At 65.6% G+C, this 26,582-nt stretch carries 28 protein-coding genes; 18 read left to right on the top strand and 10 right to left on the bottom strand.

Features of this window, described 5'->3' with window-relative positions:
- Positions 1-19: 19 nt before the first annotated feature.
- The 7 genes from ASD79_RS21365 to ASD79_RS21340 all read left to right on the top strand — a co-directional run bounded on the left by ASD79_RS21365 (position 20) and on the right by ASD79_RS21340 (position 10,529).
- Positions 20-1,354, top strand: a complete 1,335-nt coding sequence (locus ASD79_RS21365; RefSeq protein WP_056725410.1) for an MFS transporter — start codon at positions 20-22, stop codon at positions 1,352-1,354.
- A gap of 405 nt (positions 1,355-1,759) precedes the next feature.
- The gene (locus ASD79_RS21355) at positions 1,760-3,265 is read left to right on the top strand and encodes an MFS transporter (RefSeq protein WP_056725408.1); all 1,506 of its coding nucleotides are present in this window, start codon (positions 1,760-1,762) and stop codon (positions 3,263-3,265) included.
- Positions 3,266-4,222: 957 nt separating this feature from the next.
- Entirely contained in the window at positions 4,223-4,885 is a 663-nt protein-coding gene (locus ASD79_RS24140) for a hypothetical protein (protein ID WP_156400618.1), read from the top strand.
- Positions 4,882-6,492: a hypothetical protein gene (locus ASD79_RS23565; RefSeq protein ID WP_082585058.1), complete on the top strand. Its 1,611-nt coding sequence runs from the start codon at positions 4,882-4,884 to the stop codon at positions 6,490-6,492. Before ASD79_RS24140 ends, ASD79_RS23565 begins: the two co-directional genes overlap by 4 nt.
- A 58-nt stretch (positions 6,493-6,550) precedes the next feature.
- Positions 6,551-7,861 (top strand): adenylosuccinate lyase, encoded by a 1,311-nt coding sequence (purB, locus tag ASD79_RS21350; protein ID WP_056725407.1) that lies wholly within the window; start codon positions 6,551-6,553, stop codon positions 7,859-7,861.
- A gap of 10 nt (positions 7,862-7,871) precedes the next feature.
- Positions 7,872-8,372, top strand: a complete 501-nt coding sequence (locus tag ASD79_RS21345) for a DNA-deoxyinosine glycosylase (RefSeq protein WP_056725406.1) — start codon at positions 7,872-7,874, stop codon at positions 8,370-8,372.
- A gap of 132 nt (positions 8,373-8,504) precedes the next feature.
- On the top strand, positions 8,505-10,529 hold the full coding sequence (locus ASD79_RS21340) for a M13 family metallopeptidase (RefSeq protein WP_056725405.1): 2,025 nt from the start codon (positions 8,505-8,507) through the stop codon (positions 10,527-10,529).
- Positions 10,530-10,585: 56 nt separating this feature from the next.
- Here the strand turns inward: ASD79_RS21340 and ASD79_RS21335 are convergent, their stop codons facing one another.
- Positions 10,586-11,008: a DUF1842 domain-containing protein gene (locus ASD79_RS21335; RefSeq protein WP_056725404.1), complete on the bottom strand. Its 423-nt coding sequence runs from the start codon at positions 11,006-11,008 to the stop codon at positions 10,586-10,588.
- Positions 11,009-11,269: 261 nt separating this feature from the next.
- On the bottom strand, positions 11,270-11,587 hold the full coding sequence (locus ASD79_RS21330) for a DUF1476 domain-containing protein (protein ID WP_007668482.1): 318 nt from the start codon (positions 11,585-11,587) through the stop codon (positions 11,270-11,272).
- Positions 11,588-11,855: 268 nt separating this feature from the next.
- Between ASD79_RS21330 and purC the strand changes: the two genes are divergently transcribed.
- The 6 genes from purC to ASD79_RS21300 all read left to right on the top strand — a co-directional run bounded on the left by purC (position 11,856) and on the right by ASD79_RS21300 (position 15,551).
- The gene (gene purC, locus ASD79_RS21325) at positions 11,856-12,614 is read left to right on the top strand and encodes a phosphoribosylaminoimidazolesuccinocarboxamide synthase (protein WP_007668486.1); all 759 of its coding nucleotides are present in this window, start codon (positions 11,856-11,858) and stop codon (positions 12,612-12,614) included.
- Between the two features lie 190 nt (positions 12,615-12,804).
- The gene (gene purS / locus ASD79_RS21320) at positions 12,805-13,044 is read left to right on the top strand and encodes a phosphoribosylformylglycinamidine synthase subunit PurS (protein ID WP_056725403.1); all 240 of its coding nucleotides are present in this window, start codon (positions 12,805-12,807) and stop codon (positions 13,042-13,044) included.
- A 102-nt stretch (positions 13,045-13,146) separates the two neighbouring features.
- Positions 13,147-13,845, top strand: a complete 699-nt coding sequence (locus ASD79_RS21315) for a TIGR02594 family protein (protein ID WP_056725402.1) — start codon at positions 13,147-13,149, stop codon at positions 13,843-13,845.
- A 62-nt stretch (positions 13,846-13,907) separates the two neighbouring features.
- Complete coding sequence (locus ASD79_RS21310; protein ID WP_056725401.1) at positions 13,908-14,393, top strand: DUF3291 domain-containing protein; 486 nt, start codon at positions 13,908-13,910, stop codon at positions 14,391-14,393.
- A 197-nt stretch (positions 14,394-14,590) separates the two neighbouring features.
- Positions 14,591-15,253, top strand: a complete 663-nt coding sequence (gene purQ / locus ASD79_RS21305; RefSeq protein WP_056725552.1) for a phosphoribosylformylglycinamidine synthase subunit PurQ — start codon at positions 14,591-14,593, stop codon at positions 15,251-15,253.
- Positions 15,254-15,266: 13 nt separating this feature from the next.
- Positions 15,267-15,551 carry a hypothetical protein gene (locus ASD79_RS21300; protein ID WP_056725400.1) on the top strand — a complete coding sequence of 95 codons (285 nt, stop codon included), beginning with the start codon at positions 15,267-15,269 and terminating at the stop codon, positions 15,549-15,551.
- Here ASD79_RS21300 and ASD79_RS21295 read toward each other — a convergent pair.
- Entirely contained in the window at positions 15,548-16,255 is a 708-nt protein-coding gene (locus ASD79_RS21295; RefSeq protein WP_056725399.1) for a hypothetical protein, read from the bottom strand. The two genes, ASD79_RS21300 and ASD79_RS21295, sit on opposite strands and share 4 nt — an antisense overlap.
- Before the next feature lie 135 nt (positions 16,256-16,390).
- Between ASD79_RS21295 and ASD79_RS21290 the strand changes: the two genes are divergently transcribed.
- Positions 16,391-18,304: a CocE/NonD family hydrolase gene (locus ASD79_RS21290; RefSeq protein ID WP_056725398.1), complete on the top strand. Its 1,914-nt coding sequence runs from the start codon at positions 16,391-16,393 to the stop codon at positions 18,302-18,304.
- 200 nt (positions 18,305-18,504) lie between these two features.
- Here ASD79_RS21290 and ASD79_RS24740 read toward each other — a convergent pair whose 3' ends face one another.
- Positions 18,505-18,666 (bottom strand): hypothetical protein, encoded by a 162-nt coding sequence (locus tag ASD79_RS24740; protein ID WP_200952341.1) that lies wholly within the window; start codon positions 18,664-18,666, stop codon positions 18,505-18,507.
- Positions 18,667-18,749: 83 nt separating this feature from the next.
- Positions 18,750-19,376, bottom strand: coding sequence for a peptidylprolyl isomerase (locus ASD79_RS21285; RefSeq protein ID WP_235524553.1), 627 nt, complete (start codon positions 19,374-19,376; stop codon positions 18,750-18,752).
- A gap of 107 nt (positions 19,377-19,483) precedes the next feature.
- Between ASD79_RS21285 and ASD79_RS21280 the strand changes: the two genes are divergently transcribed.
- Entirely contained in the window at positions 19,484-20,455 is a 972-nt protein-coding gene (locus ASD79_RS21280; RefSeq protein WP_056725397.1) for an endonuclease/exonuclease/phosphatase family protein, read from the top strand.
- A gap of 20 nt (positions 20,456-20,475) precedes the next feature.
- On the opposite strand, the gene ASD79_RS21275 is transcribed toward ASD79_RS21280, so the two are convergent.
- A complete protein-coding gene (locus tag ASD79_RS21275; RefSeq protein WP_056725396.1) occupies positions 20,476-20,871 on the bottom strand; it encodes a type II toxin-antitoxin system VapC family toxin in 396 nt (131 codons plus the stop codon).
- On the bottom strand, positions 20,868-21,140 hold the full coding sequence (locus ASD79_RS23560; RefSeq protein ID WP_082585062.1) for a type II toxin-antitoxin system VapB family antitoxin: 273 nt from the start codon (positions 21,138-21,140) through the stop codon (positions 20,868-20,870). Before ASD79_RS23560 ends, ASD79_RS21275 begins: the two co-directional genes overlap by 4 nt.
- Before the next feature lie 64 nt (positions 21,141-21,204).
- On the opposite strand from ASD79_RS23560, the gene purL reads away from it, so the two are divergent.
- Both purL and ASD79_RS21260 read left to right on the top strand, forming a co-directional pair.
- A complete protein-coding gene (gene purL / locus ASD79_RS21265; RefSeq protein ID WP_056725394.1) occupies positions 21,205-23,427 on the top strand; it encodes a phosphoribosylformylglycinamidine synthase subunit PurL in 2,223 nt (740 codons plus the stop codon).
- Positions 23,428-23,429: 2 nt separating this feature from the next.
- Positions 23,430-23,786 (top strand): hypothetical protein, encoded by a 357-nt coding sequence (locus tag ASD79_RS21260; protein ID WP_056725387.1) that lies wholly within the window; start codon positions 23,430-23,432, stop codon positions 23,784-23,786.
- A gap of 187 nt (positions 23,787-23,973) precedes the next feature.
- Here ASD79_RS21260 and ASD79_RS21255 read toward each other — a convergent pair whose 3' ends face one another.
- The 3 genes from ASD79_RS21255 to ASD79_RS21245 all read right to left on the bottom strand — a co-directional run bounded on the left by ASD79_RS21255 (position 23,974) and on the right by ASD79_RS21245 (position 25,464).
- The gene (locus ASD79_RS21255; RefSeq protein ID WP_056725380.1) at positions 23,974-24,180 is read right to left on the bottom strand and encodes a hypothetical protein; all 207 of its coding nucleotides are present in this window, start codon (positions 24,178-24,180) and stop codon (positions 23,974-23,976) included.
- Positions 24,181-24,216: 36 nt separating this feature from the next.
- A complete protein-coding gene (locus tag ASD79_RS21250; protein WP_056725377.1) occupies positions 24,217-24,834 on the bottom strand; it encodes a hypothetical protein in 618 nt (205 codons plus the stop codon).
- Positions 24,835-24,951: 117 nt separating this feature from the next.
- Complete coding sequence (locus tag ASD79_RS21245; RefSeq protein WP_056725375.1) at positions 24,952-25,464, bottom strand: helix-turn-helix domain-containing protein; 513 nt, start codon at positions 25,462-25,464, stop codon at positions 24,952-24,954.
- A 118-nt stretch (positions 25,465-25,582) separates the two neighbouring features.
- Here ASD79_RS21245 and ASD79_RS21240 point away from each other — a divergent pair, with 118 nt between their 5' ends.
- Complete coding sequence (locus ASD79_RS21240) at positions 25,583-26,392, top strand: SDR family oxidoreductase (protein ID WP_056725373.1); 810 nt, start codon at positions 25,583-25,585, stop codon at positions 26,390-26,392.
- Positions 26,393-26,582: the final 190 nt, after the last annotated feature.

Genomic DNA, 26,582 nt, shown 5'->3' with positions numbered 1-26,582 from the left:
CTGTTCGAGGGAGTAGCCCATGGCGGACACGGCCATACCGTCGCCGGTGATCAACCCTGTTTCCACCGGCTACCGCCGCTACGCCCTCTGGGTCCTGCTGATCATCTACACCCTCAACTTCCTCGACCGACAGGTGGTCAACATCCTGGCCGAGCCGATCAAGCGCGACCTGGGCCTGGCCGACTGGCAGCTGGGCATGATGACCGGCCTGGCCTTCGCGGTGTTCTACACGGTGCTGGGCATCCCGATCGCCCGGCTGGCCGAGACCAGGAACCGGCCGTTCATCATCGGCGCCTCGGTGGCGGCCTGGAGCGCCTTCACCGTGCTGTGCGGCTTCACCCAGAACTTCTGGCAGCTGATCCTGGCCCGGATCGGCGTGGGGGTCGGCGAGGCCGGCTGCACGCCGCCGGCCCATTCGCTGATCACCGACTATGTGCCCAAGGAGAAGCGGGCCAGCGCCATCGCCTTCTATTCGATCGGCACGCCGCTGGGCACCCTGGCCGGCATGGCGATGGGCGGGCTGGTGGCCGACGCCTACGGCTGGCGCGTGGCCTTCATGGTGGCCGGCGCGCCGGGCGTGATCTTCGCCCTGGTCGCCGCCATCACCCTGGTCGAGCCGCGCCGCCAGCTGGCCGCCGACCTCGCCGCCCGAGCCCATTCGAAGATCAGCTTCGGCGCCGCCCTGGCGGTGCTGGCGGCCAAGAAGACCTTCTGGCTGGTGGCCTTCGCCGCCTCGATCAAGGCCTTCATCGGCTATGGCCAGGCGCCGTTCATCGCCTCGTTCTTCTTCCGCGTCCACGGCGCCGACGTCGCGGCCCTGGCGGCCACCTTCGGCCTGAAGTCGGCCGGCTTTCTCGGCCTGGCCCTGGGGCTGATCGGCGGCACGGCCGGCGTCGTCGGCGCCTGGCTGGGCGGGGTGCTGGCCGACCGCCTGGGGGCCAAGGACCTGCGGGCCTATGTGACCGTGCCGGCCGTCGCCTCGCTGGTCTCCATCCCGTTCTACATCCTGGCGATCAGCGTCGCCGCGCCGATGCCGGCCATCGCCGTCCTGACCATCCCGATCCTGCTGGGCACCCTGTGGTACGGCCCGGTCTACGCCACCGCCCAGAGCATCGTCGACCCGGCCATGCGCGCCACCGCCTCGGCTGTGCTGCTGCTGATCATCAACCTGGTGGGCCTGGGCCTGGGGCCGGTGGCGGTGGGGGCGCTCAGCGACCTGCTGTCCGGCCCCGGCGGCCTGGGCGAGGCGCAGGGCGTGCGCTGGGCCCTGATCGTCTCCACCCTGTTCGGCCTGGTGGCCTTCGCCCTGTTCTGGCTGGCGCGGAAGACCATTCGCGAGGAGATGGTCGGCTAACCCCGACGCGAACCCAGCGCGGGCCGCGGAAAACAATAGGCCCAGGGATGGGCCTCGACGGGCGCGTCGTCGCTCCGGTCCAGGGCGCGGTGCGTCCGGGCCCGGTTCAATTCGGCGCAGGAGACCAGCACGGCTGAATGGTCGGACATCAGCGGCGGCGGCAGCGGGCGAGGAAAGGCGTGCATGGGAGACCTCAGGGGACAGCCGTCTGACGCGGCCGCTAAGGGTCCAGTAGAGACCCGCCGTCCTGAACAGACCCGCGACCGCCCGTTGTCTCGCGTTCATCTGCAGGCCACGAAGCCGCCGCGACCACCCAACCCGCGTTTCCCCTCTGGCCTTGCCGTTGACCTTGCGTCTATGGTCGGCCCAACGATTAGAACAAATGTTTGACGGGAGAGGCGTAGGATGAGCCAGACGATAGCGTCGGGCGGCGGCAAGCCGCTGTATTCGAATGGCTACAAGGCGACGGTGCTGGGGCTGCTGCTCGCCACCTACACCTTCAACTTCATCGACCGCACGATCATCGCCACCATCGGCCAGGCCATCAAGGTCGACCTCAAGCTGACCGACACCCAGCTGGGCCTGCTGGGCGGCCTCTATTTCGCGCTCCTCTACACCCTGCTCGGCATCCCCATCGCCCGGATGGCCGAGCGCTGGAACCGGGTGACGATCATCTCGATCTCCCTGGTCATCTGGTCGGGCTTCACCGCCCTGTGCGGCAGCGCCGCCAGCTTCGGCCAGCTGGCCCTCTACCGCTTCGGGGTCGGGGTCGGCGAGGCCGGCTGCTCGCCGCCCTCCCACTCGCTGATCAGCGACTACTACGCCCCCAAGCAGCGCGCCTCGGCCCTGTCGATCTATTCGTTCGGCATCCCCCTGGGCACCATGGTCGGCGCGGTGGCCGGCGGCTGGCTGGCCCAGGAGTTCAGCTGGCGCGTGGCCTTCGTCATCGTCGGCCTGCCGGGCATCCTGCTGGCCGTGCTGGTCAAGCTGCTGGTCAAGGAGCCGCCGCGCGGCCATTCGGAACTGAAGGAACACCCGCTGGCGCCCGAGGAGGTCGTCGTCGAGCCGCCCAAGCCGCCGTTCTCGCTGGCCGGCGAGTTCCGGGAACTGGGCGCGGTGATGAAGGTGCTGTTCGGCAAGTGGCCGGTGCTGCACATGATGCTGGGCGTCACCATCGCCTCGTTCGGCGCCTATGGCTCCGGCGCGTTCGTGCCGCCCTATTTCGTCCGCGGCTTCGGCCTGGGCCTGGCCCAGGTGGGCCTGATCGTCGGGCTGATCGGCGGCTTCTCGGCCGGGGTCGGCACCCTGGTCGGCGGCTTCCTGACCGACTGGGCCGGCAGGCGCAGCGCCAAATGGTACGCCCTGGTCCCGGCCATCGGCCTGCTGATCTGCACCCCGATCTACATCACCGCCTACCTGCAGACCGACTGGAAGATGCTGGCCCTGATCCTGCTGGTCCCGGGCATCTTCCACTACACCTACCTGGCCCCGACCTTCGGCGTCGTCCAGAACTCGGTCGAGCCGCGCCGCCGGGCCACCGCCACGGCCCTGTTGTTCTTCTTCCTCAACCTGATCGCCCTGGGCGGCGGGCCGGTCTTCACCGGCTGGCTGATCGACCACCTGGCCCACTACAACTTCAACCACCCGCAGGCGGCGACCATCTTCCACGCCCTGGGCGGCTCGTTCACCGACCCGGGCGCGGCCAGCTTCACCGCCCAGTGCCCCGGCGGCCTGGCCCCCAAGGGCGCGGGCGCCGACCTGGCCAAGTCGTGCCACGACGCCATGGCGAGGTCGACCCAGCAGGGCATCATCGTCACCCTGTGCTTCTACGCCTGGGCCGCCCTGCACTACGCCCTGGCCGCGATCGGCATGATCAAGCACATGAAGGAACGAGCGGTGGCCCAGGCCTAAATTCCTCCCCCCGTGGGGGAGGCGGCCGAAGGCCGGTGGGGGGAGTTGTCGGATCCTGGATCCGGGTTTTGGTGATCCGCCGATCACTCCCCCCTCCGTCGGCTTCGCCGACGCCTCCCCCATAGGGGGAGGACCTGAGACACACGGCTTCGCCGCCTCACGCGGAAACCCGCTGAGCGATTGGGGAGGGTTGCGAAGCGCCCGGGCTCCGCCCGGATGATTTGCAGTTTTGAATACCGTTTCGACGAAGACGAGCGCTTCGCGTGGAGCCGTTGGTCGGGAGCTTTCGGTAGGCAGTGGTCTTATCACTTAGCCGAAAGCTTGTTCGCGCCCCCGACGGGCGGGCCAGGGCGGCGAGCCCCGGTCCCGGACTGTGCGAGTAACCCCCTCGCACCTGCTGACTTGCCCGCCTACCCCCCGGCGCCGGAGTTTCGTCGCGACTGAGGCGAACCTGCTCCGAACCGACCAGAGAGCGCTCCTTGTGAGAGCCCGGCGACCAAGCCTTCCCGCTCGTCCACCCCTGAAAGCCGCATCGGTCGCCGTACGTGCGCCCTCCCCGTGCCTTCAGGTGAGGTCAGTATCGGGGAGGCTGGAAGGGGTGAGGATCAAAAAGATCGAAAAACTTCAAGCCATTGATTTTGCTGGATGCGAAGGGCGTCGATGCTCTCATGCACCGACCAAGATGGGGGACACATACTCACGGCGGAGACCTTGCCGACCCTGCCGAGACCGCGCCGTGAGTGTGTGTCCCCAACCGATCCGCCGAGCCCGCCCATTTTCTACCGTCATCCCGGGGCCTTGTGCCCGGGATGACGGCTGAAAGGGTCGTGCGCCCTACTTCAACCCTTCAACCGAAGGTACTCCATATGGTCTAGCTACTGCGGCCTGGTGTGGTATCAACGTCGCATGGATGTAGCCGAGTACTACCGAGGATTGTCCAACAGTCGGACCGAGATCATGGCAAAATGCATCGCCAGTAGCGAAGCGTTTGCGATGCACACGACGTCTCATAACTTCCTGAAAGATTATGGACTGATGCTATCGGTCATGTCCGGGCCCGAGAAATCCGTATTCGATCAAGCCTGTCGCGAATATCAATATTCCCTTGAGGCAATTATTCGCGGTAATTATCGCCACGCATTTTCAAGCCTTAGGCTTTCTCTAGAATTATTTATCGCATCAGTGTATTTTTCGGCTCACCTTATGAAACTTAAGCTGTGGTCTGCTGGAACCGACGATCTCCATTGGGCCACTATCACCGACAACGATAAGGGCGTTTTCTCTCATGCCTTCCTCGGCGCATTTAACGCCGAATTGGGTACCTACAGAACGCAGTACGCGAAGCTTGCGTCTTCGGTTTACCGGGAATGTTCCGAATATGTGCATGGCAACCCAATCACCCATGAAGACTCAGCGCTCAATATTGAGTTCGATTTTGACAAGACCATCGCTTTCCACGAGAGAGCGGATACTGTACGATTGTGCATTATATTTGTATTTTCGGTTAGATACTTGTCAGAACTCGATGGAATTCGCTTGAATATCATTGAACCTGTGGTGATGGATGCGTTGGGTACCATAGCTGAAGTTCAAGGGATTTTTGGGGCGACCGGCAAATGAGCGATTTTTTCTACCGCACGGAAGATATCAAGCCCGAAGAAGTTGGGCAATATTTTGCCGAAACATCCCAAGATCGCGTGGCGGTGAATGCTCTGAAGAGTAGAAACCCAGCCATCATCGTAGGTAGCCGCGGCGTTGGAAAATCGTTTCTACTTCGAATTGCGCAGAAGGAGCTTATGGACTCCTTTGATAAGGACCGTATTTTTCCCATATATGTAAGCTTTGTGCGTAGCTCTCTGATTCAATCAGATGACGAACATCAGTTTCGAAACTGGATGTTGGCGCGCCTGTGCTCCGTGGCCATCCGATCCCTCGAGCGCGCGGGATTGTTGGGGGCAGTTCCCGCTAGCATCGGCTTACTAGCAGGAAGCCACGTGGATGCAAAAATAGGCAAGACCAAGGTCGAAGAGATCGCGAGCGCCTATGAGGAATCCTACAAGCGACCTACAGAGGAAATTGATGCATCAGCTGTTCCGTCAACTGAGGATTTTAGAGACGCTTTCGAAGATTTATCCGATCGTCTAAATATTGAACGATTTGTGTTTCTTATAGATGAGGCTGCTCATATTTTTCTTCCGGAACATCAACGACAATTTTTCACTTTGTTCCGAGACCTACGCAGCCACTGCTTGACCTGTAACGCAGCGGTTTACCCCGGCGTAACAAGTTTTGGGGAAACGTTCCAACCTACGCACGATGCCAGCTTGGTCCACATAGATAGAGACGTTCTGGATCCACGCTATGTTGAAAACATGCGCGAGATAGTCGAGAAGCAAGCTGACAGCACTACCCAGAAACGTATAGCACAAAATGGGAAAAATTTTGCCATACTCGCATACGCGTGCTCTGGAAATCCGAGAATTCTTCTAAAGACACTAGCTGCCGCGCCATCGCTGTCATCAACGGAAATCAACGAAGTGATGCGCGATCATTATAGAACTACCATATGGTCTGAACATTCCGCACTTGCCGAAAAATACTATGGACATCGCAATGTTATTGATTGGGGTCGGGAATTCGTTGAATCAACCGTTATACCAGAGATAAAAACAAAAAATGATTCCTACCTGGCGAGCGATAGGAACACCAGCGCATACTTTTGGATTCATCGTGATGCTCCCGAAGTTGTGAAAGAATCGCTCAGAATACTTTGCTACACTGGCGTCCTGAACGAAATGGAAGCCGGAATTAGGGCGACGCGCAGCGAGATCGGCAAGCGTTACATGGTAAACCTTGGTTGTTTATTTGCCGTGGATGCTAGTCCTACAACACAGTCGTTCGAAATCGCTAAGTCGTTGACGCCAAAGCGGATGACTGAATACGGAGCCAATCATCCACTGTATAAAAATCTCCTGGAGCTGGAAGCTCGCAACCATTCGGATGATTCGGGGCGACACCTTGAACGTCAGCTCGCTAAGCCGATCCAAGTTCTTGACCTTACAGTTTGGCAGAAAGAAAAACTCACTGAACTAGAGCTGACGACCGTTGGAGACGTTCTGAACGCCACTGAGGAGCAACTGAAGCTCGCGAAGTACGTAGGCGATGTACGGGCGCGGCGGATGCGAAATGCTGCCGTAGCGGCTGTCCTTGAGTACCTCTCGGGGTGAGGAATTGCCCCCTCCCCGCCCTTGACTCTCACCCCCTCCGCGCCGAAACCCCGGCCTCATGATCACCCGCTATTCCCGCCCCGAAGCCGCCGCCATCTGGTCCAGCCAGACCAAGTACAAGATCTGGTTCGAGATCGAGGCCCATGCCGCCGACGCCATGGCCGAAATCGGGGTCATCCCCAAGCTCGCCGCCGAGACGATCTGGGAGAAGGGCCGCGACGCGGTGTGGGACTCGGACCGCATCGACGAGATCGAGCGCGTCACCAAGCATGACGTCATCGCCTTCCTGACCCACGTGTCGGAGATCGTCGGCCCGGAAGCCCGCTTCCTGCACCAGGGCATGACCAGCAGCGACGTGCTCGACACCTGCTTCGCCGTGCAGCTGTCCAAGGCCACCGACCTGCTGATCGAGGACGTCGACCTGCTGCTGGCGGCGCTGAAGCGTCGGGCGCTGGAGCACAGGATGACGGTCTGCGTCGGCCGCAGCCACGGCATCCACGCCGAGCCCATCACCTTCGGCCTCAAGCTGGCCGGCTACTACGCCGAGTTCCAGCGCGCCAAGGAGCGGCTGGCCATGGCCAAGTTCGAGATCGCCACCTGCGCGATCTCCGGCGCCGTCGGCACCTTCGCCAATGTCGATCCGCGCGTCGAGCAGCACGTGGCCGACAAGATGGGCCTGGTGGTCGAGCCGGTCTCGACCCAGGTGATCCCGCGCGACCGCCACGCCGCCTATTTCTGCGCCCTGGGCGTGGTCGCCTCGTCGGTCGAGCGGCTGGCGACCGAGATCCGCCACCTGCAGCGCACCGAGGTGCTGGAGGCCGAGGAGCCGTTCGAGGTCGGGCAGAAGGGCTCGTCCGCGATGCCGCACAAGCGCAACCCGATCCTGACCGAGAATCTGACCGGCCTGGCCCGGCTGGTCCGCTCGGCCGTGACCCCGGCCCTGGAGAACGTCGCCCTCTGGCACGAGCGCGACATCAGCCACTCGTCGGTCGAGCGCGGCATCGGCCCGGACGCCACCATCCACCTCGACTTCGCCCTGCGCCGCCTGGCCGGGGTGATCGAGCGCTTCAACATCTATCCCGACAACATGGCCAGGAACCTGGACAAGCTGGGGGGCCTGGTGTTCTCGCAGCGGGTGATGCTGGCCCTGACCCAGAAGGGCGTGTCGCGCGAGGACGCCTATGCCGCCGTGCAGGGCAATTCGATGAAGGTGTGGCGCGGCGAGGGCCGGTTCATCGACTTCCTGAAAGCCGACGCCGTGGTGTCGAAGGCGCTGTCGGACGCCGAGCTCGAGGAGCTGTTCGACTACGGCTACCACACCAAGAACGTCGACGTGATCTTCCGGCGGGTGTTCGGCGAGCAGGGCTAGGACTAGATCCTTGTCCCTCCGGGAGGGGCGCAAGGCAAGCTTCCCGGCGGTCGTCGACGCAAGCACCCGCGTCCTGATCCTGGGCAGCCTGCCGGGCGACGCCTCCCTGGCGCTGGCGCAGTATTACGGCCATCCGCGCAACGCCTTCTGGCGGTTGCTGGAGGGGGTGCTGGCCACGCCGCTGGTCGCGCTTTCGTATGAAGACCGGCTGGCGGCCCTGCTGTCGCGCGGCGTCGGCCTATGGGACGTGATCGCCCAGGCCGACCGCCCAGGCAGCCTCGACGCCGCCATCCAGGACGCCACAGCCAACGACCTGGTCGCCCTGGTCGAGACCCTCCCCGCCCTGCGCGCCGTGGCCTTCAACGGCGGCACGGCCGCCAGGCTGGGCGGCAAGCTGCTGGGCGGTCGCCTGCCCACCCTGGCCCTGCCCTCCTCCAGCCCCGCCCACGCGGCGCGGTCGTTCGCGGAGAAGGCGGAGGCGTGGGGCGCGATCAAGGCGTGGCTGGACTAGAGCCTCTCCTCCCCGATTTTCCCGGCGGGAAAACGGTAAAAGAGGTCCGCGTCGCCACATTACGCGTTTTTCATCTGCGCTCCGCCGCCAACTCAGGCAGCATCCTCTCCCTTCGAGGGGATGAGGTTCCACATGCGCATGATCCTGCTGGCCGCCGTCTCGGCGCTCGCGATGTCCGCCGCCGCTTTCGCGGCCGAACCCACCGCCTCCGCCAGCCCTCCAGCTGGAAAACCCATGTACGGCGCCTGGGGAGTCGACCTGACGGCCGGCGACACCAGCGTCAAGCCGGGCGACAACTTCGACAGGTACGTCAACGGGGCGTGGTTCGCCCGCACTCAGATCCCGGCCGACCAGGGCAGCGCCGGCGCGGGCAACGACGTCTACAACCGCTCCCAGGACCAGCTTCGGGCCGTGATCGAAAAGGCCCCGGCCTCGACCCAGCTGGGCGGACTCTACAACAGCTTTACCGACGAGGCCAAGGTCGAGCAGGTCGGCGACGGGCCGCTGAAGGCCGACCTGGCCAAGGTGGCGGCGGCGGCCGACAAGACCGCCTTCGCCCGGCTGATGGGCGCCGCGCACGGCGGCTTCGGCGCCGACCTGTTCCAGCTGGACGTCGCGCCCGACATCAAGAGCCCCGAGGTCAACACCCTCTATGTCTATCAGTCGGGCCTGGGCCTGCCCGACCGCGACTACTACCTGACCGACGGTTTCAAGCCGCAGCGCGAGGCCTATGCGGCGTTCGTCCAGCGCGCCCTGGCCGCCGCGGGCTACGCCGATCCGGCCAAGGCGGCGGCGCAGGTCATGGCCCTGGAGACGCGCATCGCCACGGTCAGCTGGCCGGCGGCCGAGCGGCGCGACGTCGACAAGACCTACAACCCCGTCACCGTCGACCAGCTGGCGACCTACGCCCCCGCCTTCCCGTGGGCCGACTACCTGGCCGCGGCCGGCATGCCGGGCCTGGGCGCCATGGTGTTGAACGAGAACACCGCCATCCGCGACATCGCCAAGATCTACGCCGAGACGCCGCTGGAGACGCTGAAGGCCTGGCAGGCCTTCCACCTGGTCGAGGAGGCCTCGCCCTACCTTTCCAAGCGGTTCGTCGACAGCCGCTTCGAGTACGTCAAGGTCCTCTCCGGCCAGACGACGATCCGCCCGCGCTGGAAGCGTGGCGTGCAGCTGGTGGACGGCAGCCTGGGCGAGCTGGTCGGCCGGACCTATGTGGAGACCTACTTCCCGCCCAGTTCCAAGGCCCAGATGGTCGAGATGATCGGCAACCTGAAGGTCGCCATGGCCAAGCGGATCGACGACGCGCCCTGGATGAGCCCGGCGACCAAGGCCGAGGCCCAGGTCAAGCTCAAGCGCATGGCGGTGATGGTGGCCTATCCCGACAAGTGGCGCGACTATTCGGGGCTGAAGATCGAGGCCGGCGACCTCTACGGCAACGTCTCGCGCAGCCGGGCCTTCGAGTGGGCCTACGAGCTGAGCGACCTGGGCAAGGCCGTCGATCACGGCAAGTGGCAGATGACGCCCCAGACCGTGAACGCCTACAACGACACCTCGCAGAACCAGATCGTCTTCCCGGCCGGCATCCTGCAGGCGCCGCTGTTCGACCCGGCGGCCGATCCGGCGGTCAATTATGGGGCCATCGGCGCGGTGATCGGTCACGAGATCAGCCACGGTTTCGACGACCAGGGCCGCAAGTTCGACGAGACGGGCAAGCTGCGCGACTGGTGGACCGCCGAAGACGGAAAACGCTTCGAGGTCCAGGCCGAAATCCTCGGCAAGCAGTACAACGCCTATGAAGGCGCGCCGGGCATGTTCATCAACGGCAAGCTGACCATGGGCGAGAACATCGCCGACCTGGCCGGGCTGCAGGTGGCGCTGGACGCCTATCACGCCTCGCTGGGCGGCAAGCCGGCCCCGGTGATCGACGGCCTGACCGGCGACCAGCGCCTGTTCCTGGCGTTCGGCCAGAACTGGCGCAGCAAGGTGCGTGACGACGCGCTGAAGGAGCAGATCACCTCGGACCCGCATTCGCCGCCAGCCTTCCGGGTCATCGGCCCGACCCGCAACATCGACGCCTGGTACGCGGCCTTCGGCGTCAAGCCGGGCGAGGCCTACTACCTCAAGCCCGAAGACCGCTCGCGGGTCTGGTGACGTGGAAAGGCCCGCGCCGCCCGAAGGCGGCGCGGGCCCATGCCTTCATGGGCCGGTCAGGCGATCTTCTTGACCGGGACCTTCTCGACGTGGGTGTTCAGATAGTTGAACCCGCCAAAGCCGTTCCAGGCCTGGTCCACCGTCAGCGCCGCCGTGAACCTGGCCAGGAACGAGCCGATGGCCGGCGGCGGCACGCTGTAGACGAACTCGCCATGCAGCGAGACCAGCTGGTGGTTGGGCCCGAAGCCGGTCTGATAGATCTGGCCGGTGACCGGGAAGCGGTGATGGCCGCCGACGATCGCCTGGCTGATCTCGGCGATGCCGCTGACGTGGCCGGAGGCGGCCTGCACCGTCAGGGCCAGGTTGACGATGGGCGCGCCGGGCGTCCCGACATTGCCGACCACCGCCTTGACGAAATAGAGGCCGAGGTCCGTGCCTTCGGCCTTCTGGGTGTGAAGCGTACCGATATCATCCGCCATGGTGTGTCCTCCTGGTGTGGGCGACCCTGTCGGTCGCCTCCCGCGAGAGTGATACATCCGGCTTCGGGCGGCGCCCAAAGAAACCTGGGCGCGCTATCTGATTTTCTATCTACCTATGAGAGCACTCGATCCGTACCCGCCGTTTCGCGAGCTCGGGACTCCCAAGACAACAAGGCCCGGCCGCGACGAACGTCGCGATCGGGCCCTGTGGATGGATTTAGAATAATTCTGTCGCGCCAAGCCGTTGGCGCGAACGCCGGCCTACTCGCCGGCGGCGATCTGACCGCGGGCCATGGCCAGCAGCTCGTCCATCTTGCGACGGACTTCGCCCTCGCTGACATTGACGCCCGAACCCTTGAGGTCGCCGGCCACCTTGCGCAGCACGTCCTCGTCGCCGGGCTGCTCGAAGTCGGACTTCACGACCGCGCGCGCGTATTCCTCGACGGTGGCCAGGCCCATCAGGCCGGCCGCCCACTCGCCCAGCAGGCGGTTGCGACGGGCGGTCGCCTTGAATTCCTGTTCCTGCTCCAGCGCGAACTTGCGTTCGAAACCCTGTTCGCGGTCGTCGAAGGTCGTCATGAAAGCCCCAATAGTCTCTGAGCGGGCTGCATATCCCCTGGCGAGCCGCCCGGCAATCGGAAGCAACGCCGCATCGCCCATGATCCGCTCACAATCCCGAGGTCGCGGCTAGCCCCGTTTGCGCCAGGGGCCGCGTTCAGCTAGGTTTCCGATCGACATTTTTCGTGAGCGGCCTTGAGTCGAACGCCGCGCGCAGCTATCCGCCGCGCGCGCTTTTCGTTTCTCCGGACAAGAGGCGCCCGCAACCAGAAGGGCCTCGACGAGAGCCATGACCACTCGCCGCAAGAAGATTTACGAAGGCAAGGCCAAGATCCTGTACGAGGGCCCCGAACCGGGCACTCTGATCCAGTATTTCAAGGACGACGCCACCGCCTTCAACGCCCAGAAGAAGGCCGTGCTCGAAGGCAAGGGCGTGATCAACAACCGCATCAGCGAGTACATGATGACTCGCCTGAACGCGATCGGCGTGCAGAACCACTTCATCCGCCGCCTGAGCCTGCGCGAGCAGCTGATCAAGGAAGTCGAGATCATTCCGCTCGAGGTGGTGGTGCGCAACATCGCCGCCGGCTCGATCGCCACGCGCCTGGGCCTGGCCGAGGGCACGCCCCTGCCGCGCTCGATCATCGAGTTCTACTACAAGGACGACAAGCTGGGCGACCCGATGGTCTCCGAGGAGCACATCACCGCGTTCAACTGGGCCGCGACCCAGGAGATCGACGACATGATGGCCATGGCTCTGCGGGTGAACGACTATATGAGCGGCCTGTTCAGCGCCGTCGGCATCACCCTGGTGGACTTCAAGATCGAGTTCGGCCGCATCTACGAAGGCGACTTCAGCCGCGTGATCCTGGCCGACGAGATCAGCCCCGACAGCTGCCGGCTGTGGGACTCGACCACCAACGAGAAGATGGACAAGGACCGGTTCCGCCGCGACCTGGGCAATGTCATCGAAAGCTACACCGAAGTGGCCCGCCGCCTCGGCATCATGAAGGAAATGCCCACCGTCATCCAAGGCGGCGTGCACTAGGCGAAGCACCTTCTCCCGGAGGGGAGAAGGTGGGGCCCGCGACGAAGTCGTGGGAGGATGAGGGGTTACGCCCCATCCGACTTCACGCCCTGCCGGCGCGCCGTCGAACGCCTTCACCCCTCACCCTCCCATGCTGCGCATGGGCCCCTCCCTCTCCCCTCCGGGAGAGGGTGAAAAGGTCAGGAAAGATATGAAAGCCAAGGTTCAAGTGTTCCTCAAGCCCGGCGTCCTCGACGTCCAGGGCAAGGCCGTCGAAGCCGCCCTGCACGGGCTGGGATGGGCCGATGTCTCGGGCGTGCGGGTCGGCCGCACCATCGAGTTCGACGTCGTCGAAACCGATCCCGCCAAGGCCGAGGTCGAGGTCAAGGCCATGTGCGACAAGCTGTTGGCCAATACGGTGATCGAAAGCTACGCGATCAGCTTCGCCTGATCCGGTCGAACCGCGTCTCGCGGTCGGCGGCAGGACTCGACAGATACACGCTTCGCGCGCAATCTCACATGGCGTCGGTATGTGAGATGGGCGAGGTGGGCGATGACCATTTTCGAAATCCAGAAGGCGCTGGCCGCCAAGGGCTTCGATCCCGGCAATATCGACGGGGTCTGGGGCCGCCGAACGGCCGCCGCCGTCCGCGCCTTCCAGACCAGCAAGGGCCTGCTGGCCGACGGCGTGGTCGGACCGATCACCGCCAAGGCGCTGGACGGCTCGTCCAAGCCGCCCAAGGACAGCCTGGACGAAGTCTCCCTGGTCTGGTTCCAGGAGGCTCGCCGGCTACAGGGCCTCAAGGAGGCCGCCGGAACCGGCGACAACAAGATCATCCTGGATTGGGCCGATGATCTGGACGTGCACTTTCCGCATGACGAAATTCCCTGGTGCGGCCTGTTCGTGGGCCACTGCATCGGGTCCACCCTGACGACCGAAGCCCTGCCCACCAATCCGCTCGGCGCCCGCAACTGGCTGAGGTTCGGCGCCCCGTGCGGACGCCAGCCCGGCGCGGTGATGGTGTTCTGGCGTGGCTCCCGCGACGGCGGCCTGGGCCATGTGGCCTTCTATGTCGGCGAGGACGCCTCGAGCTACTTCGTCCTGGGCGGCAACCAGTCCGACTCGGTCAGCATCGCCCGCCTGGCCAAGAACCGGCTGCTGGGCGCCCGCTGGCCGGCCACCGTGCCGATGGGCACGGCCGGGGCGCGCAAGGTGACCAGCGACACCGTCCTGTCGGTCAACGAACAGTAGCCCCTGGCGAACGCGGTCCGCCATCCCCATCCTCTTGAGACCACATCGAGGGGAGCAACGACATGAGCGCGGACTGGCAACTGGCCCAGGTCAATATCGGTCGCCTGCGGGCGCCGGTCGATCATCCGATGATCAAGGACTTCGTCGACAACCTCGACCCGGTCAACGCCCAGGCCGAGGCCTCGCCCGGCTTCGTCTGGCGACTGACGGGCGAGGGCAACAACGCCACCGACCTGGCCCCCTACGAAGACCCGCTGATCGCCATCAACATGTCGGTCTGGACCGACATCCCGTCCCTGGGCGCCTTCGTCTATCGCGGCGACCACGTCCAGATCATGCGCCGCCGCCGCGAATGGTTCGAGCACATGGACGTCTTCATGGTCCTGTGGTGGGTCCCGGCCGGCCATCGGCCGACCATCGACGAGGCCAAGGCCCGCCTGGCGCTGCTGGAACAGCACGGCCCGACGGCGGACGCCTTCACCTTCAAGGTCCCCTTCCCGTCCCCCGACGCCACGCCGGTCGAACCGGTGCTGGAAGAGTGCGCCTAAGGCGGTCCTTCGTTCTCGCATGAGAGCGGTCCCTCGGCTGTCATCCCGGAAACGGCGAAGCCGTTATCCGGGACCGCCGAAAGCGCATGCGTTCACGCGCCGGTCCCGGATCGGCGCGCTGCGCGCTTGTCCGGGATGACAACGAGAAGTGAAGGAGCCGCTGACATCCTCCGCGAACGATGCTACAGGCCCGCGCCATGAAAGCCGCCGTCGTCGTCTTCCCCGGTTCCAATTGCGATCGTGACTGCAAGGTCGCCATCGAGCGCTCCGCTGGAGCTCGCGTCGAGATGGTCTGGCACCAGGAGACGGCCCTGCCGGACGACCTGGACCTGATCGTCCTGCCCGGCGGCTTCTCCTACGGCGACTATCTGCGCTGCGGCGCGATGGCCGCCCAGAGCCCGGTAATGCGCGAAGTGATCAAGGCCGCCAACGATGGCGTGGCGGTCGTGGGCATCTGCAACGGCTTCCAGGTGCTGTGCGAGGCGGGCCTGCTGCCCGGCGCCCTGCTGCGCAACGAGAAGCTGAAATATATCTGCAAGCCGGTGGCGCTGGACATCACCAACGGCCAGACCCGCTTCACCGCCAGCTTCGGCGAGCAGCGCTCGGCCGTGATGACCGTCGGCAACGGCGAGGGCAACTTCTTCGCCGACGAAGAGACCCTCGACCGCATCGAGGGCGAGGGCCAGGTGGTGTTCCGCTACCAGGACAACCCCAACGGCTCGGCCCGCGACATCGCCGGCATCGTCAACGCCGGCGGCAACGTCCTGGGCCTGATGCCCCACCCCGACCGGTCGTTCGACCCGGACCTGGGCTCGGAAGACGGCGCGATCCTGTTCCGCAGCATCTTCGCCAGCGCTTAATTCCAGCTCGAGTGTGGACCTTCAGGCGATCCTTATCGAGCTCGCCGAGGAGCATCTGGACTCGATGCGGCGCGTTCCATGGGACGCTCACGCGCGATCCATCCGTAGGCGCTGGCCCGCAAGCGCCGGCGAAACCTTCGGCTGCGAGATCGACGGGATCTATTTCGACATCGGCGACAACGCCCGTTGGGTCGACGCGCTTGACGGCGACATCCTGCTGATCGCGCACGCCACGAACCCTGATGGTGTAAACCCCGAGCGGGTCGAACGCAGCGTCATCATCCCCCGACCCGCCTAGGGCTTGAGCGGAACCAGCGTCCATCCGCCGTTCTTGCGAACCACCCGGGTCGTCCGCCAGGCCGACGGCGGAAGTTCGCCGGCCAGCAGCTCGCCGTTCTTGTCGCGGTATTTCGGCGACAGCACCTTGAGCTGCAGGACGTCGTCGCTGAGCCAGACCGGATCGCAGGCATAGTCGGCGTCGATCGCCTGGGTGTCGAACTTGCCGTCGCGATAGTCGACGATCTCGACGCCGTTGAACTCGTTGATCAGGCTGTCGTCGCCCACCGCCGCGATGACCTTACCGCTGGGCGAGGCGAGCGGCGGACCGCCCATCTCGGTCGATTGGCCGCCGCGCGGATCGATCAGGCGCCAGGCCAGGTCCTCATAACGCAGCACGAACACCACCTCGAGGCCCGAGCGCGCCCAGCCGCCCAGATATTCGTACTCGGCGCCGTCGTCGCCTTCGCCGTCGACCATCTTGGTCTTCAGCCGGACCTTGCCCAGCGTCAGCACCTTGCCACTGCGCTTGACGCGCCCCTGGGACGCCAGGATGGCCTTGGCCTCCTGCCCAGGCACGCCGACATTCAGGCCTTCGCCGGTATTCTCGCCGCCATGGCAACGCCGGTTGGCGTAGTTGTCGCGGAGATCCAGATCCGCGGCGGCCACGGGCTGGGCGGCCAGGACGGACGTCAGGGCGACGCCCGCCAGGAAAGCTTTACGCATAGACTACCGCCCAATCACCAGTTGCAAGCCACAGGAGCACGTGACCGCCTCCGGCTCAAGCACGCCACCCCTGTTATACTATAGCGCCCCTCGAAAACCGCTCCTAAGGTGCCCGCATCTTTTGGGGAGCTTTCAATGAGTCTCGCGTCCAATCTGCGCGCCGCCCTGCTGGCCGCCGCCGCCCTGACCGCCTTCGCCACCACGGTTCACGCCCAGACCCCGGCCCTGACGCCGGATATCGACGGCAAGTACGTCGCGCCCAAGGTCGGCTATGACTACGACAAGCGCGTGGTGATGGTGCCGATGCGTGACGGGACCAAACTCTACACGGTCATCGTCACACCCAAGGGCGCGAAAAATGCGCCGATCCTGCTGACCCGCACGCCCTACAACGCCGCCAAGCGCACGGCGCGCAACGACAGCCCCAACATGTTGGCCACCCTGGCCCAGGGCGACGAGGTGTTCGTCAAGGACGGCTACATCAGGGTCATCCAGGACATCCGCGGCAAGTACGGCTCGGAAGGCGACTACGTGATGACCCGCCCGCTGAAGGGGCCGTTGAACAACAGCGAGGTCGACCACGCCACCGACGCCTACGACACCATCGACTGGCTGACCAAGAACGTGCCCGAGAGCAACGGCAAGGTCGGCATGCTGGGCAGTTCCTATGAGGGCTTCACCGTGGTGATGGCCCTGGTCAATCCGCACCCAGCCCTGAAGGTCGCCGCGCCGATGAGCCCGATGGTCGACGGCTGGATGGGCGACGACTGGTTCCACTTCGGGGCCTTCCGGCAGGTGAACTTCGACTACTTCACCGGCCAGACCACGGTGCGCGGCGCCGGCGAAGGGGTTCAGCGCGCGGGGGTCGACGACTACGAGACCTTCCGCCGGGCCGGTTCGGCGGGCGACTACGCCAAGCTGCACGGGATCGACCAGCTGCCCTGGTGGAAGAAGACCACCGAGAACGCCGCCTACACGCCGTTCTGGAGCCAGCAGGCGCTCGACAAGACCATGGCCGAGCAGCCCCTGAAGGTGCCGACCATGTGGATCCAGGGCCTGTGGGACCAGGAGGACATGTGGGGCGCGGTCCACGCCTACGCCGCCACCGAGCCCAAGGACACGGCCAACGACAAGAGCTATCTGGTGCTGGGCCCCTGGCGTCACAGTCAGGTCAATTACGACGGCTCCAGCCTGGGCGCCTTCAAGTGGGACGGCGACACCGCCCTGCAGTTCCGCCGCGACGTACTGCTGCCGTTCTTCGACCAGTACCTGAAGGACGGCGCGCCCAAGGCCGACACCCCGCCGGTGCTGATCTACGACCCCGGCCAGAACCATTGGGATCGCTACAAGTCCTGGCCACAGGGTGGGGCCAAGCCCCTCTATCTGACCGAGAAGGGCGGGCTGTCGTTCAGCGCTCCGTCGCCGGCCAAGGGCCCGGCGGCCTATGACGAATATGTCTCCGACCCGGCCAAGCCGGTACCCTATATCCCGCGCCCGATGAAGTTCGGCGACCGCGACCGCTGGACGCCGTGGCTGCTGACCGACCAGCGCGCCGTCGCCGACCGCACCGATGTGCTCAGCTATGTGTCCGAGCCCCTGACCGCGCCGCTGAAGATCGCCGGCGTGCCCAAGGTCAACCTCACCGCCTCGACCAGCGGCAGCGACGCCGACTGGGTGGTCAAGCTGATCGACGTCTTCCCCGACGAGGTCCCCAGCCAGCCCGAGCTGGGCGGCTACCAGCTGGCCGTCGGCATGGACATCTTCCGTGGCCGCTATCGCGAGAGCTTCAGCGATCCCAAGGCGATCAAGTCCAACACTCCGCTGAAGTACCAGTTCATCCTGCCGACCGCGAACTACACCTTCCAGCCGGGCCACCGGATCATGGTCCAGGTGCAGTCCAGTTGGTTCCCGCTCTACGACCGCAACCCGCAGACCTTCGTGCCCAACATCTTCTTCGCCAAGCCGGGGGACTATGTGAAGGCGACGCAGCGGGTCTATCACGCGGGGGATACGGCCAGCTTCATCGAGCTGCCGGTGGTGGCGCAGTAGAAGGGCCAAGTCCTCCCCCTCTGGGGGAGGCGGCCGAAGGCCGGTGGGGGGAGTTTTAGGAAGGTCGATCGTGAATCCGGCCGTCGGCCCATCACTCCCCCCTCCGTCGGCTTCGCCGACCCCTCCCCCAGAGGGGGAGGACTAAAGAAAGCCGGAGGCTTTCGCCTCCGGCCCTTCCTTCATTCACGGAGCGGTAGTCGTCAGCGGTCGCGGCGCTGGTCGGGTTGGCCGCCGGGATCACGGCCTGGCTCGTTCGGCATCGGGCGGTTCTTGTCGCCCTGTTGATGCTGTTGACCAGGGGCCTGCCGCTGCGGGTCGTTCTGCTGCTGCTGCGGATTGCGGGTCTTCTTGTCGTCGCCCATGATCGTTCTCCTTGGACAGCGCGCCGATCGCGCACGGGGAAGAAACGACTCGGGATTCACCCCGTTCCCAGGGTCAAGCTGCCTTAGTTCCTGCTTAGCTTTTGAATTTTAACGGGCTTTTCTATGAGTTGCCCCTTCAGGTAGGGATCGTCGGCCTTGCTGACGGTCGGCGCGTCGTGGATCGCGCGGACCACGTCCATGCCCTCGACCACCTTGCCGAACGCCGCGAAGCCCTGGCCGTCCTTGTTGCGGGCGCCCCCGAAATCCAGGGCGGGGTTGTCGCCGATGCAGATGAAGAACTCCGACCCCGCCGAGCCCGGCGCGCCTCGCGCCATCGAGATCACCCCGTCGGTGTGGAGGATGCCCGTCGCTTTCGTCGTCTCATGCTCGATGGCCGGCAGCGGGCTGTCGTCGCGGTTCAGTCCGCCCTGGATGACGCTGATGGTCGCCGGATTGTTGTCGTTCTTCGGCGACACCGTCCGGTAGAAGGCCCCGCCGTCCAGCAGATGCTGGTCCGCATAGGCCAGGAAATTGGCCACGGTGGTCGGCGCCTTGTCCGGATAGAGCTCGATGACGATCGGCCCCAGGTCGGTGACCATCCGCACCCTCACCTGGACTTGGGCCGGAGCCTGGGCCGAGGCCGGCGCCGCGGCGGCCAGCGGCAGGGCGGCCAGCAGGCCCAGCAGGGTTCGGCGCGCCAGCATCGTCATCGTCGTTCTCCTCGCTCGCCAGGGCACGGCCCGCGAATCCAAGCAACTTAGCTTGTCGATGGCTGCGTTCCGAGGCATGATCGTTCAACCTTAGCGGGAGGCCTTCGATGGCCGAGATCACCGATCCGCCGCCCCAGGCCGTCCTCGACGACCTGGCCGCGCTCTCGCCCGTTCTCGACGCCATCCCGCGCAAGGTCGATGGCGACAACCTGCTGATCGGCACCTGGAACATCCGCGCCTTCGGCGACCTGACCAAGGCCTGGGCCAGCCAGCCGGGCGACACGCCGCGCCGCGACTTCCACGCCTGCGTGCTGATCGCCGAGGTCCTGTCCCGCTTCGACATCGTCGCGGTGCAGGAGGTCAAGGCCAATCTGCGCGCCCTGCGCCACACGCTCAAGAAGCTGGGTCCCGACTACGGTTTCGTCATGACCGACGTCACCCAGGGCGCGCCCGGCAACGGCGAGCGGCTGGCCTACATCTTCGACAGCCGGCGGGTGAAGCTGTCGGGCCTGGCCTGCGAACTGGTGGTGCCCGAGGACATCGACACGCCGTTCGCCACGCCGGTCAACGCCTTCCAGCGCCAGTTCGTCCGCACGCCCTACGCCGTCAGCTTCCAGGCCGGCGGTCAGACCGTGGTGCTGGTCACCCTGCACGTCATCTATGGCGACGCCAGCCAGGACCGGGTGGCGGAACTGACCGGCATCGCCAAATGGCTGCGCCGCTGGGCCGAGCAGGAGGACGATTTCGGCCACAACCTGATCTGCATGGGCGACTTCAACATCGACCGCCACGGCGACCCGCTCTGGCAGGCCTTCACCTCCACGGGCCTGACTCCCGCCCCCGACCTGCTGACCGTGCCGCGCACCCTGTCGTCGTCGCTCGAACACCCCGACCTCAAGAGCTTCTTCGACCAGATCGCCTGGTTCGAGACGGTGAAGAACAAGCCCTACCTGTCGCTGAACTACCGCCACGCCGGAGGGATCAACTTCCAGGGCGTGGTGCTGAAGTCCCTGAACCGCACCGAACTGTCCTGGCGGATGTCGGACCACTATCCGCTGTGGGTCGAGTTCGGGCTGTAGGGGTCCGTGACGGCCAGAGACTAAGAGGCGACGCGCTTCACGTCGGTGTGGATGAAGTCGTTTCCCTTGAACAGCAGGGGCTCTTCCAGGCTCTTGGCCAGGGCGTAGACGAAGACATCGCCGAAATTCAGCTCGGCGCGATGGCGCCCCTTACCGTAGATATTGCGAGCCTGACTGGCCAGCACCGCCTGTTCCGCGGAAACGGCGATAATGGAGACTCCCAACGCAGCAACATTCCGCTGCGCGGCAGACAACGGATCTGATGTTTCCATTCGCCGGGCGAAAACCTCGACCAACTCGACGAACGAGACAGCGGACAATTTCGGAGCCACGGCCGCCTTGATGAGATCGTAGAAGCGTTCGGCTTCAGGCTCGTCCAACGCGATAGCCGCCAGCGCGGAGGTATCGACAATCATCCAATCGGATTGCCATGGGCGTCGTAAAGCTCTTCGTCTTCAACCTGCTTCCAAGGCCTTGGATCATCCGTCTTTCGCCGAGCATCGAGCTCCTCGAAGAAAGCGCGCTTCTCGGCCTCGTATTCCTTGGATCCGATCAACGGACGCTCAAGTCGGGCGTGACGATCGACAACCAACTGATGAATGACCTCATCCACCGTTTCGCCGGTGGCTTCGGAAATTTCACGAGCGAGGCGCACGGTCTCCGCGCGATTGATCTCAATGCCCATTACGGCGTCCTTCTGGTCGCTTGAATATAGCGGAATCCCCCGGCGCAGGCTAGAAGGCCGCTCCATGAGCACCTCGCCCGCCCCCCAGAAGTCCATGGCCGACACGGCCCGCGAATTTGGCCTCAACGCCGAGGAGTACGCCGTCGTGCTCGACCGCCTGGGCCGCGAGCCCAACCTGGTCGAGCTGGGGGTGTTCTCGGTGATGTGGTCCGAGCACTGCTCGTACAAATCCTCGAAGAACCAGCTGAAGAAGTTCCCGATCACCGGTCCCCGGGTGATCTGCGGCCCCGGCGAGAACGCCGGCGTCATCGACATCAACGACGGCGACGCCATCATCTTCAAGATGGAGAGCCACAACCACCCCTCCTATATCGAACCCTACCAGGGCGCGGCGACGGGCGTGGGCGGCATCATGCGCGACGTCTTCACCATGGGCGCGCGGCCGATCGCCCTGCTCAACGCCCTGCGGTTCGGCGATCCCAGCCATCCCAAGACCAAGCGCCTGGTCGATGGCGTGGTGGCCGGCATCGCCGGCTACGGCAACTGCGTCGGCGTGCCCACCGTGGCCGGCGAGACCAATTTCCATCCCGGCTACAACGGCAACATCCTGGTCAACGCCATGTGCGTGGGCCTGGCCGACGCCGACAAGATCTTCTACTCGGCCGCCCCCGGGGCCGGCTTGTCGGTGGTGTATTTCGGCTCCAAGACCGGCCGCGACGGCATCCACGGCGCCACCATGTCGTCGGCCGAGTTCTCGGAGGATTCCGAGGAGAAGCGCCCCACCGTCCAGGTCGGCGACCCCTTCGCCGAGAAGCTGCTGATCGAGGCCACCCTGGAACTGATGGCCACCGGCGCCGTCGCCGCCATCCAGGACATGGGCGCGGCCGGCCTGACCTCGTCGTCGGTCGAGATGGCCGGCAAGGGCGGGGTCGGCATCGAGCTGAACATGGACATGGTCCCGCAGCGCGAAACCGGCATGACCGCCTATGAGATGATGCTGTCGGAAAGCCAGGAGCGCATGCTGGCCGTGCTGAAGCCCGGCCGCGAGCGCGACGGCCATGCGATCTTCGAAAAGTGGGGCCTGGACGCGGCGATCATCGGCGTCACCACCGACACCGGTCACCTGGTGCTGAAGCATCACGGCGAAACGGTCTGCGACGTGCCGCTGGCCCCGTTGTTCGACGACGCCCCGCTGTATGACCGCCCGTGGGTGCAGCCGACGCTGCATCCGCGCCTCGACCCCGGCAAGATCGCCGGCCCGGTCGACTGGAACGCCGCCGTGCTCAAGGTGGTGGGCAGCCCCGACATGGCCTCCAAGCGCTGGCTGTGGGAGCAGTACGACCGCCACGTGATGGCCGACACCCTGGAAGACAGCGCCACCGGCTGCGACGCCGGCATCGTGCGCATCCACGGCAAGGGCAAGGCCATCGCCGTGACCAGCGACGTCACCCCGCGCTATGTGCAGAACGACCCCTACGAGGGCGGCAAGCAGGCCGTGGCCGAGGCCTGGCGCAACCTGACGGCCGCCGGCTCGCTGCCGATCGCCATCACCGACAACCTCAACTTCGGCAGCCCCGAAAAGCCCGAGACCATGGGTCAGATCGTCCGCGCCACCGACGGCATGGCCGAGGCCTGCCGGGCGCTCGACTTCCCGGTCGTGAGCGGCAATGTCAGCCTCTACAACGAGACCAACGGCGTCGCCATTCCGCCGACCCCGACCGTCGGGGCGGTGGGCCTGATCGAGGATTACGACCTGCGCATGGGCTTCGGCAACGTGGCCGAAGGCGACAGCCTGGTCCTGATCGGCGAGTGCCACGGCGAACTGGGGGCCTCGATCTATCTGCGCGAGATCCTGGGTCGCGAGGACGGCGCTCCGCCGCCGGTCGACCTGGCCGTGGAGCGCAAGAACGGCGACTTCGTGCGCGGCCTGATCCCCACCGGCCTGGTGGCCGGCCTGCACGACCTGTCGGACGGCGGCCTGCTGATCGCGGCGGCCGACATCGCGCTGGCGTCCAAGGTGGGGATCACCCTGAACGCCAACAGCCATGCCCACGCCCACCCCTATCTGTTCGGCGAAGACCAGGCCCGCTACCTGGTCGCCACCCCCGACCCCGACGGCGTGCTGGCGGCGGCCAAGGAGGCCGGCGTCCACGCCAACCTGGCGGGCGTGGCGGGCGGCGACGACTTCGCCTCCTCGGGCCTGTTCAGCATTCCCCTGGAAACCCTGCGCGCGGCCCACGAGGCCTGGATGCCTGGCTTCATGAACGCCCCGGCCCAAGGACAATGACCATGCGCAAGACCTCGATCCTGGCGACCGCCAGCCTGGCCCTCGCGCTGCTGACGGCCTGCGCCCCGACCGCGCCCGGCCCGGCCCCCACGGCCCAGACCGCCGACGCCACCTGCGCGGCCCGTGGCGGGACGATGCAGCCGGTCGGCCGCCTGCAACGCCCGACCTGCGTCGTGCCCTATGCCGACGCCGACAAGATCTGCCGCGACAAGGCCGACTGCCAGGGCGCCTGCATCCTGGACGGCAATGTCGAGACCACCGGCGCGGTGGCCGGCACGTGCCAGAAGACCAACGTCCAGTTCGGCTGCTTCGCCAAGGTGGTGGACGGCAAGGCGACCGGCGCGATCTGTATCGACTGAGGCGCTGGGCTCAATTGATCGCACGAACCGATCAAGCTCATAAATCAGGTTGTCATCCCGGCCGCAGCGAAGCGGAGAGCCGGGACCCAGGGGCCGGCGCGTCGCGGTGGCCCTGGGTCCCGGACAGCCTCTACGAGGCTTCCGGGATGACAACGATGGGATTGGAGATCAATCGGGCGCGCCCCCGTCACCGCCCCGGTGACGCGGGCGGCGGCCCGTCGTCGTCGCCGAAGACCACGACCTCCGAATTGTTCGCGTCGGTCGACTCGTTGATGAAGCTGGGCGGCGTGTAGGCCTCCGCCCGCGACTTCGGAGGGACCGGCGCCGCGAGGACCGGCGGCTCGCCGCGCCGCCTGAACGCCAGCAGCAGCTTCCATAGCCAGGTCAAGATCATCGTTCCCTCCCCCAAGAGGCGTCGATCGTTTCGCCTTCAGGCGAAGGTGACGTTCTGCAGCGAGAACTGGAACGGCGTCGATTCCGCGCCCGGGCCGCCGCCGGTCATCACGATGTCGGCGCTGGCGACGCCGAGCAGCGAGATCTCGTTGTTGATCTCCGACACGATGGCCGTGTTCATCACCTCGCCCTGGACCACCTGCGAGGCCACGCCGATCCAGATCGTCGGCTTGAACTGGAACACCGCCTTCTGCTGCGGCGCGATCGTGGTCTCCTGGGCGTAGAGCTTGCCGCTCTTGTAGATCCCGGCGTTGATCGCTCCCTTCGGCAGGTTGTTGAGCACCTCGATCTCATTGGGACTCGCGGCCGGTCCGCTCTCGCGCAGGACATCGCCCGACGACTCCAGGACCATCGAGAACTGCTGGCCGTCGGCCGCGTCCTGCGGCGGCGTGAAATTGCCCCAGCTGTCGCTGGCCCCGACCTGGGTCGTCATCGGGTAGGTGAACGGATGGTTGTCGCCCTGGCCGCAGTTCTGGATGACCGTCCAGGCCACCGCCGTCTCACCGACACTGGTCGCCACGTTCTTGGCGAAGATCACGACCTCGCTGTTGTTGGCGTCGTTCGAGTGGTTGATGAAGTTCAGTTTGATGTCCATGCGCCCGCCCCCATGGCCCGGCGTCCTGCCGGGCGGCGGGAAAACCTACACTCAAAAGCCGAAACTTGGCCATGCACAATTGAAGGTGGATGCGGGTGGAGAACTGACGCTCAAGCCTCACACGGCGTCGAGGCGCACCCGCCGTCGCGCCTCGATCAGCGCCATCCGCTCGCGTGCCGGCGCCTGGGCGGCCGGTCCGGCGGCGACGGTGAAGCGGGTGTCGTCGATCTCCAGGCCCGTGCGCCGGTCGACCACCACCGGATCGGCCGGCAGGCCGCTGGCGACCTCGACCATCTGGCTGGCCAGCCCTTCGACGGCGAAGTGCCGGTTGCCGAACGCCATCAGGGCCGTCAGCACCGGTACGAAGTCGCGGCCCAGCGCCGTCAGCACGTACTCGTGACGCACGGGCCGCGCCTGATAGGGCTTACGCTCCAGGAACCCCGCCTCGACCAGGGCGGCCAGGCGTTTGCTGAGGATGTTGGGCGCCACGCCCAGGCTCTGCTCGAACTGGTCGAACCGGGACAGGCCGTGGAAGGCGTCGCGCAGGATCATCAGGCTCCAGGTGTCGCCCACGCGCTCCAGCGTGCGGCCCACCGGGCACTGTCCGGGATCGAAGGTGCGTCGGGTCATGAGCCCAATATAGGAGGCCGGCTAGCAAATCGAAAGTTAGTAACTTGCTATTTGCAAGCGACATACCATTTCTGCTCCACGACGGACCACGGGGCCCGCCAGCAAGGACGAGAAGACGATGAGCAAGCACAACATTCCCGGCGCGGCCCTGATCACCGGCGCCTCCTCCGGCATCGGCGCGACCTATGCCGACCGCCTGGCCCGGCGCGGCCACGACCTGGTGCTGGTGGCGCGCGACACCGCCCGCCTGGAAGCCCTGGCCGCCAAGCTGAAGGCCGAGACCGGCGTCAAGATCGACATCATCACCGCCGACCTGACCCAGAAGGCCGACCTGGCCCGGGTCGAGGCCCGCCTGCGCGACGACGCGACCATCGACATCCTGATCAACAACGCCGGGGTTTCCCTGGCGGGCGCCTTCGTCGATCAGGACGTGGAGCGGGTCGAGAGCATGATCCAGCTCAACATCGTCTCAGTGACCCGCCTGGCCCACGCCGCCGCCAAGGCCTTCGCGGCCCGCGACCGCGGCGCGATCGTCAACATCTCGTCGGTCGTCGGCCTGGCCCCCGAGCTGCAGATGGCCGTCTACGGCGCAACCAAGGCCTATGTCACCTATTTCACCCAGACCCTGCGCCTGCAGCTGAGCCCGAAGATCCATCTCCAGGCCGTGCTGCCGGGCGCGACCCGCACCGAGATCTGGGACCGTTCCGGCAGCGGCGGCGCCGAGGCGCTCGACCCCGGCATGCTGATGGAGGTCGACGACCTGGTCGACGCGGCCATCGCCGGCTTCGACCAGGGCGAACTGGTCACCATCCCGTCCCTGCCCGACCCGGCCGACTTCACCGCCTATGACGCAGCGCGGGCCAAGCTGCTGCCGAACATCTCGCGCAACCGCCCGGCCGAGCGCTACAAGGTGGGCGAGCCCGCCTAGAGCATTTTCGAGCGAAGTGGGTACCGGTTCGCGTGAAGAAAATGCGCGAAAACAAAGGACCTAGAGCGCCCGGCCTGGTGCAACCAGGTCGGGCGCTCTAGCCGAGAACGCGCATCGACGGGTTTGTCACGATACCGGCGCGCGGCGACACTATCTATCCGTTGAAGGGCAAGCGCCGAGGGGAACCCGC

Source organism: Caulobacter sp. Root655, from assembly GCF_001427665.1.
In the GTDB taxonomy this organism is placed as follows: Bacteria; Pseudomonadota; Alphaproteobacteria; order Caulobacterales; family Caulobacteraceae; genus Caulobacter.
The sequence above is the reverse complement of the archived record's forward strand: the minus strand, read 5'-3'. Positions and strand labels throughout refer to the sequence as shown.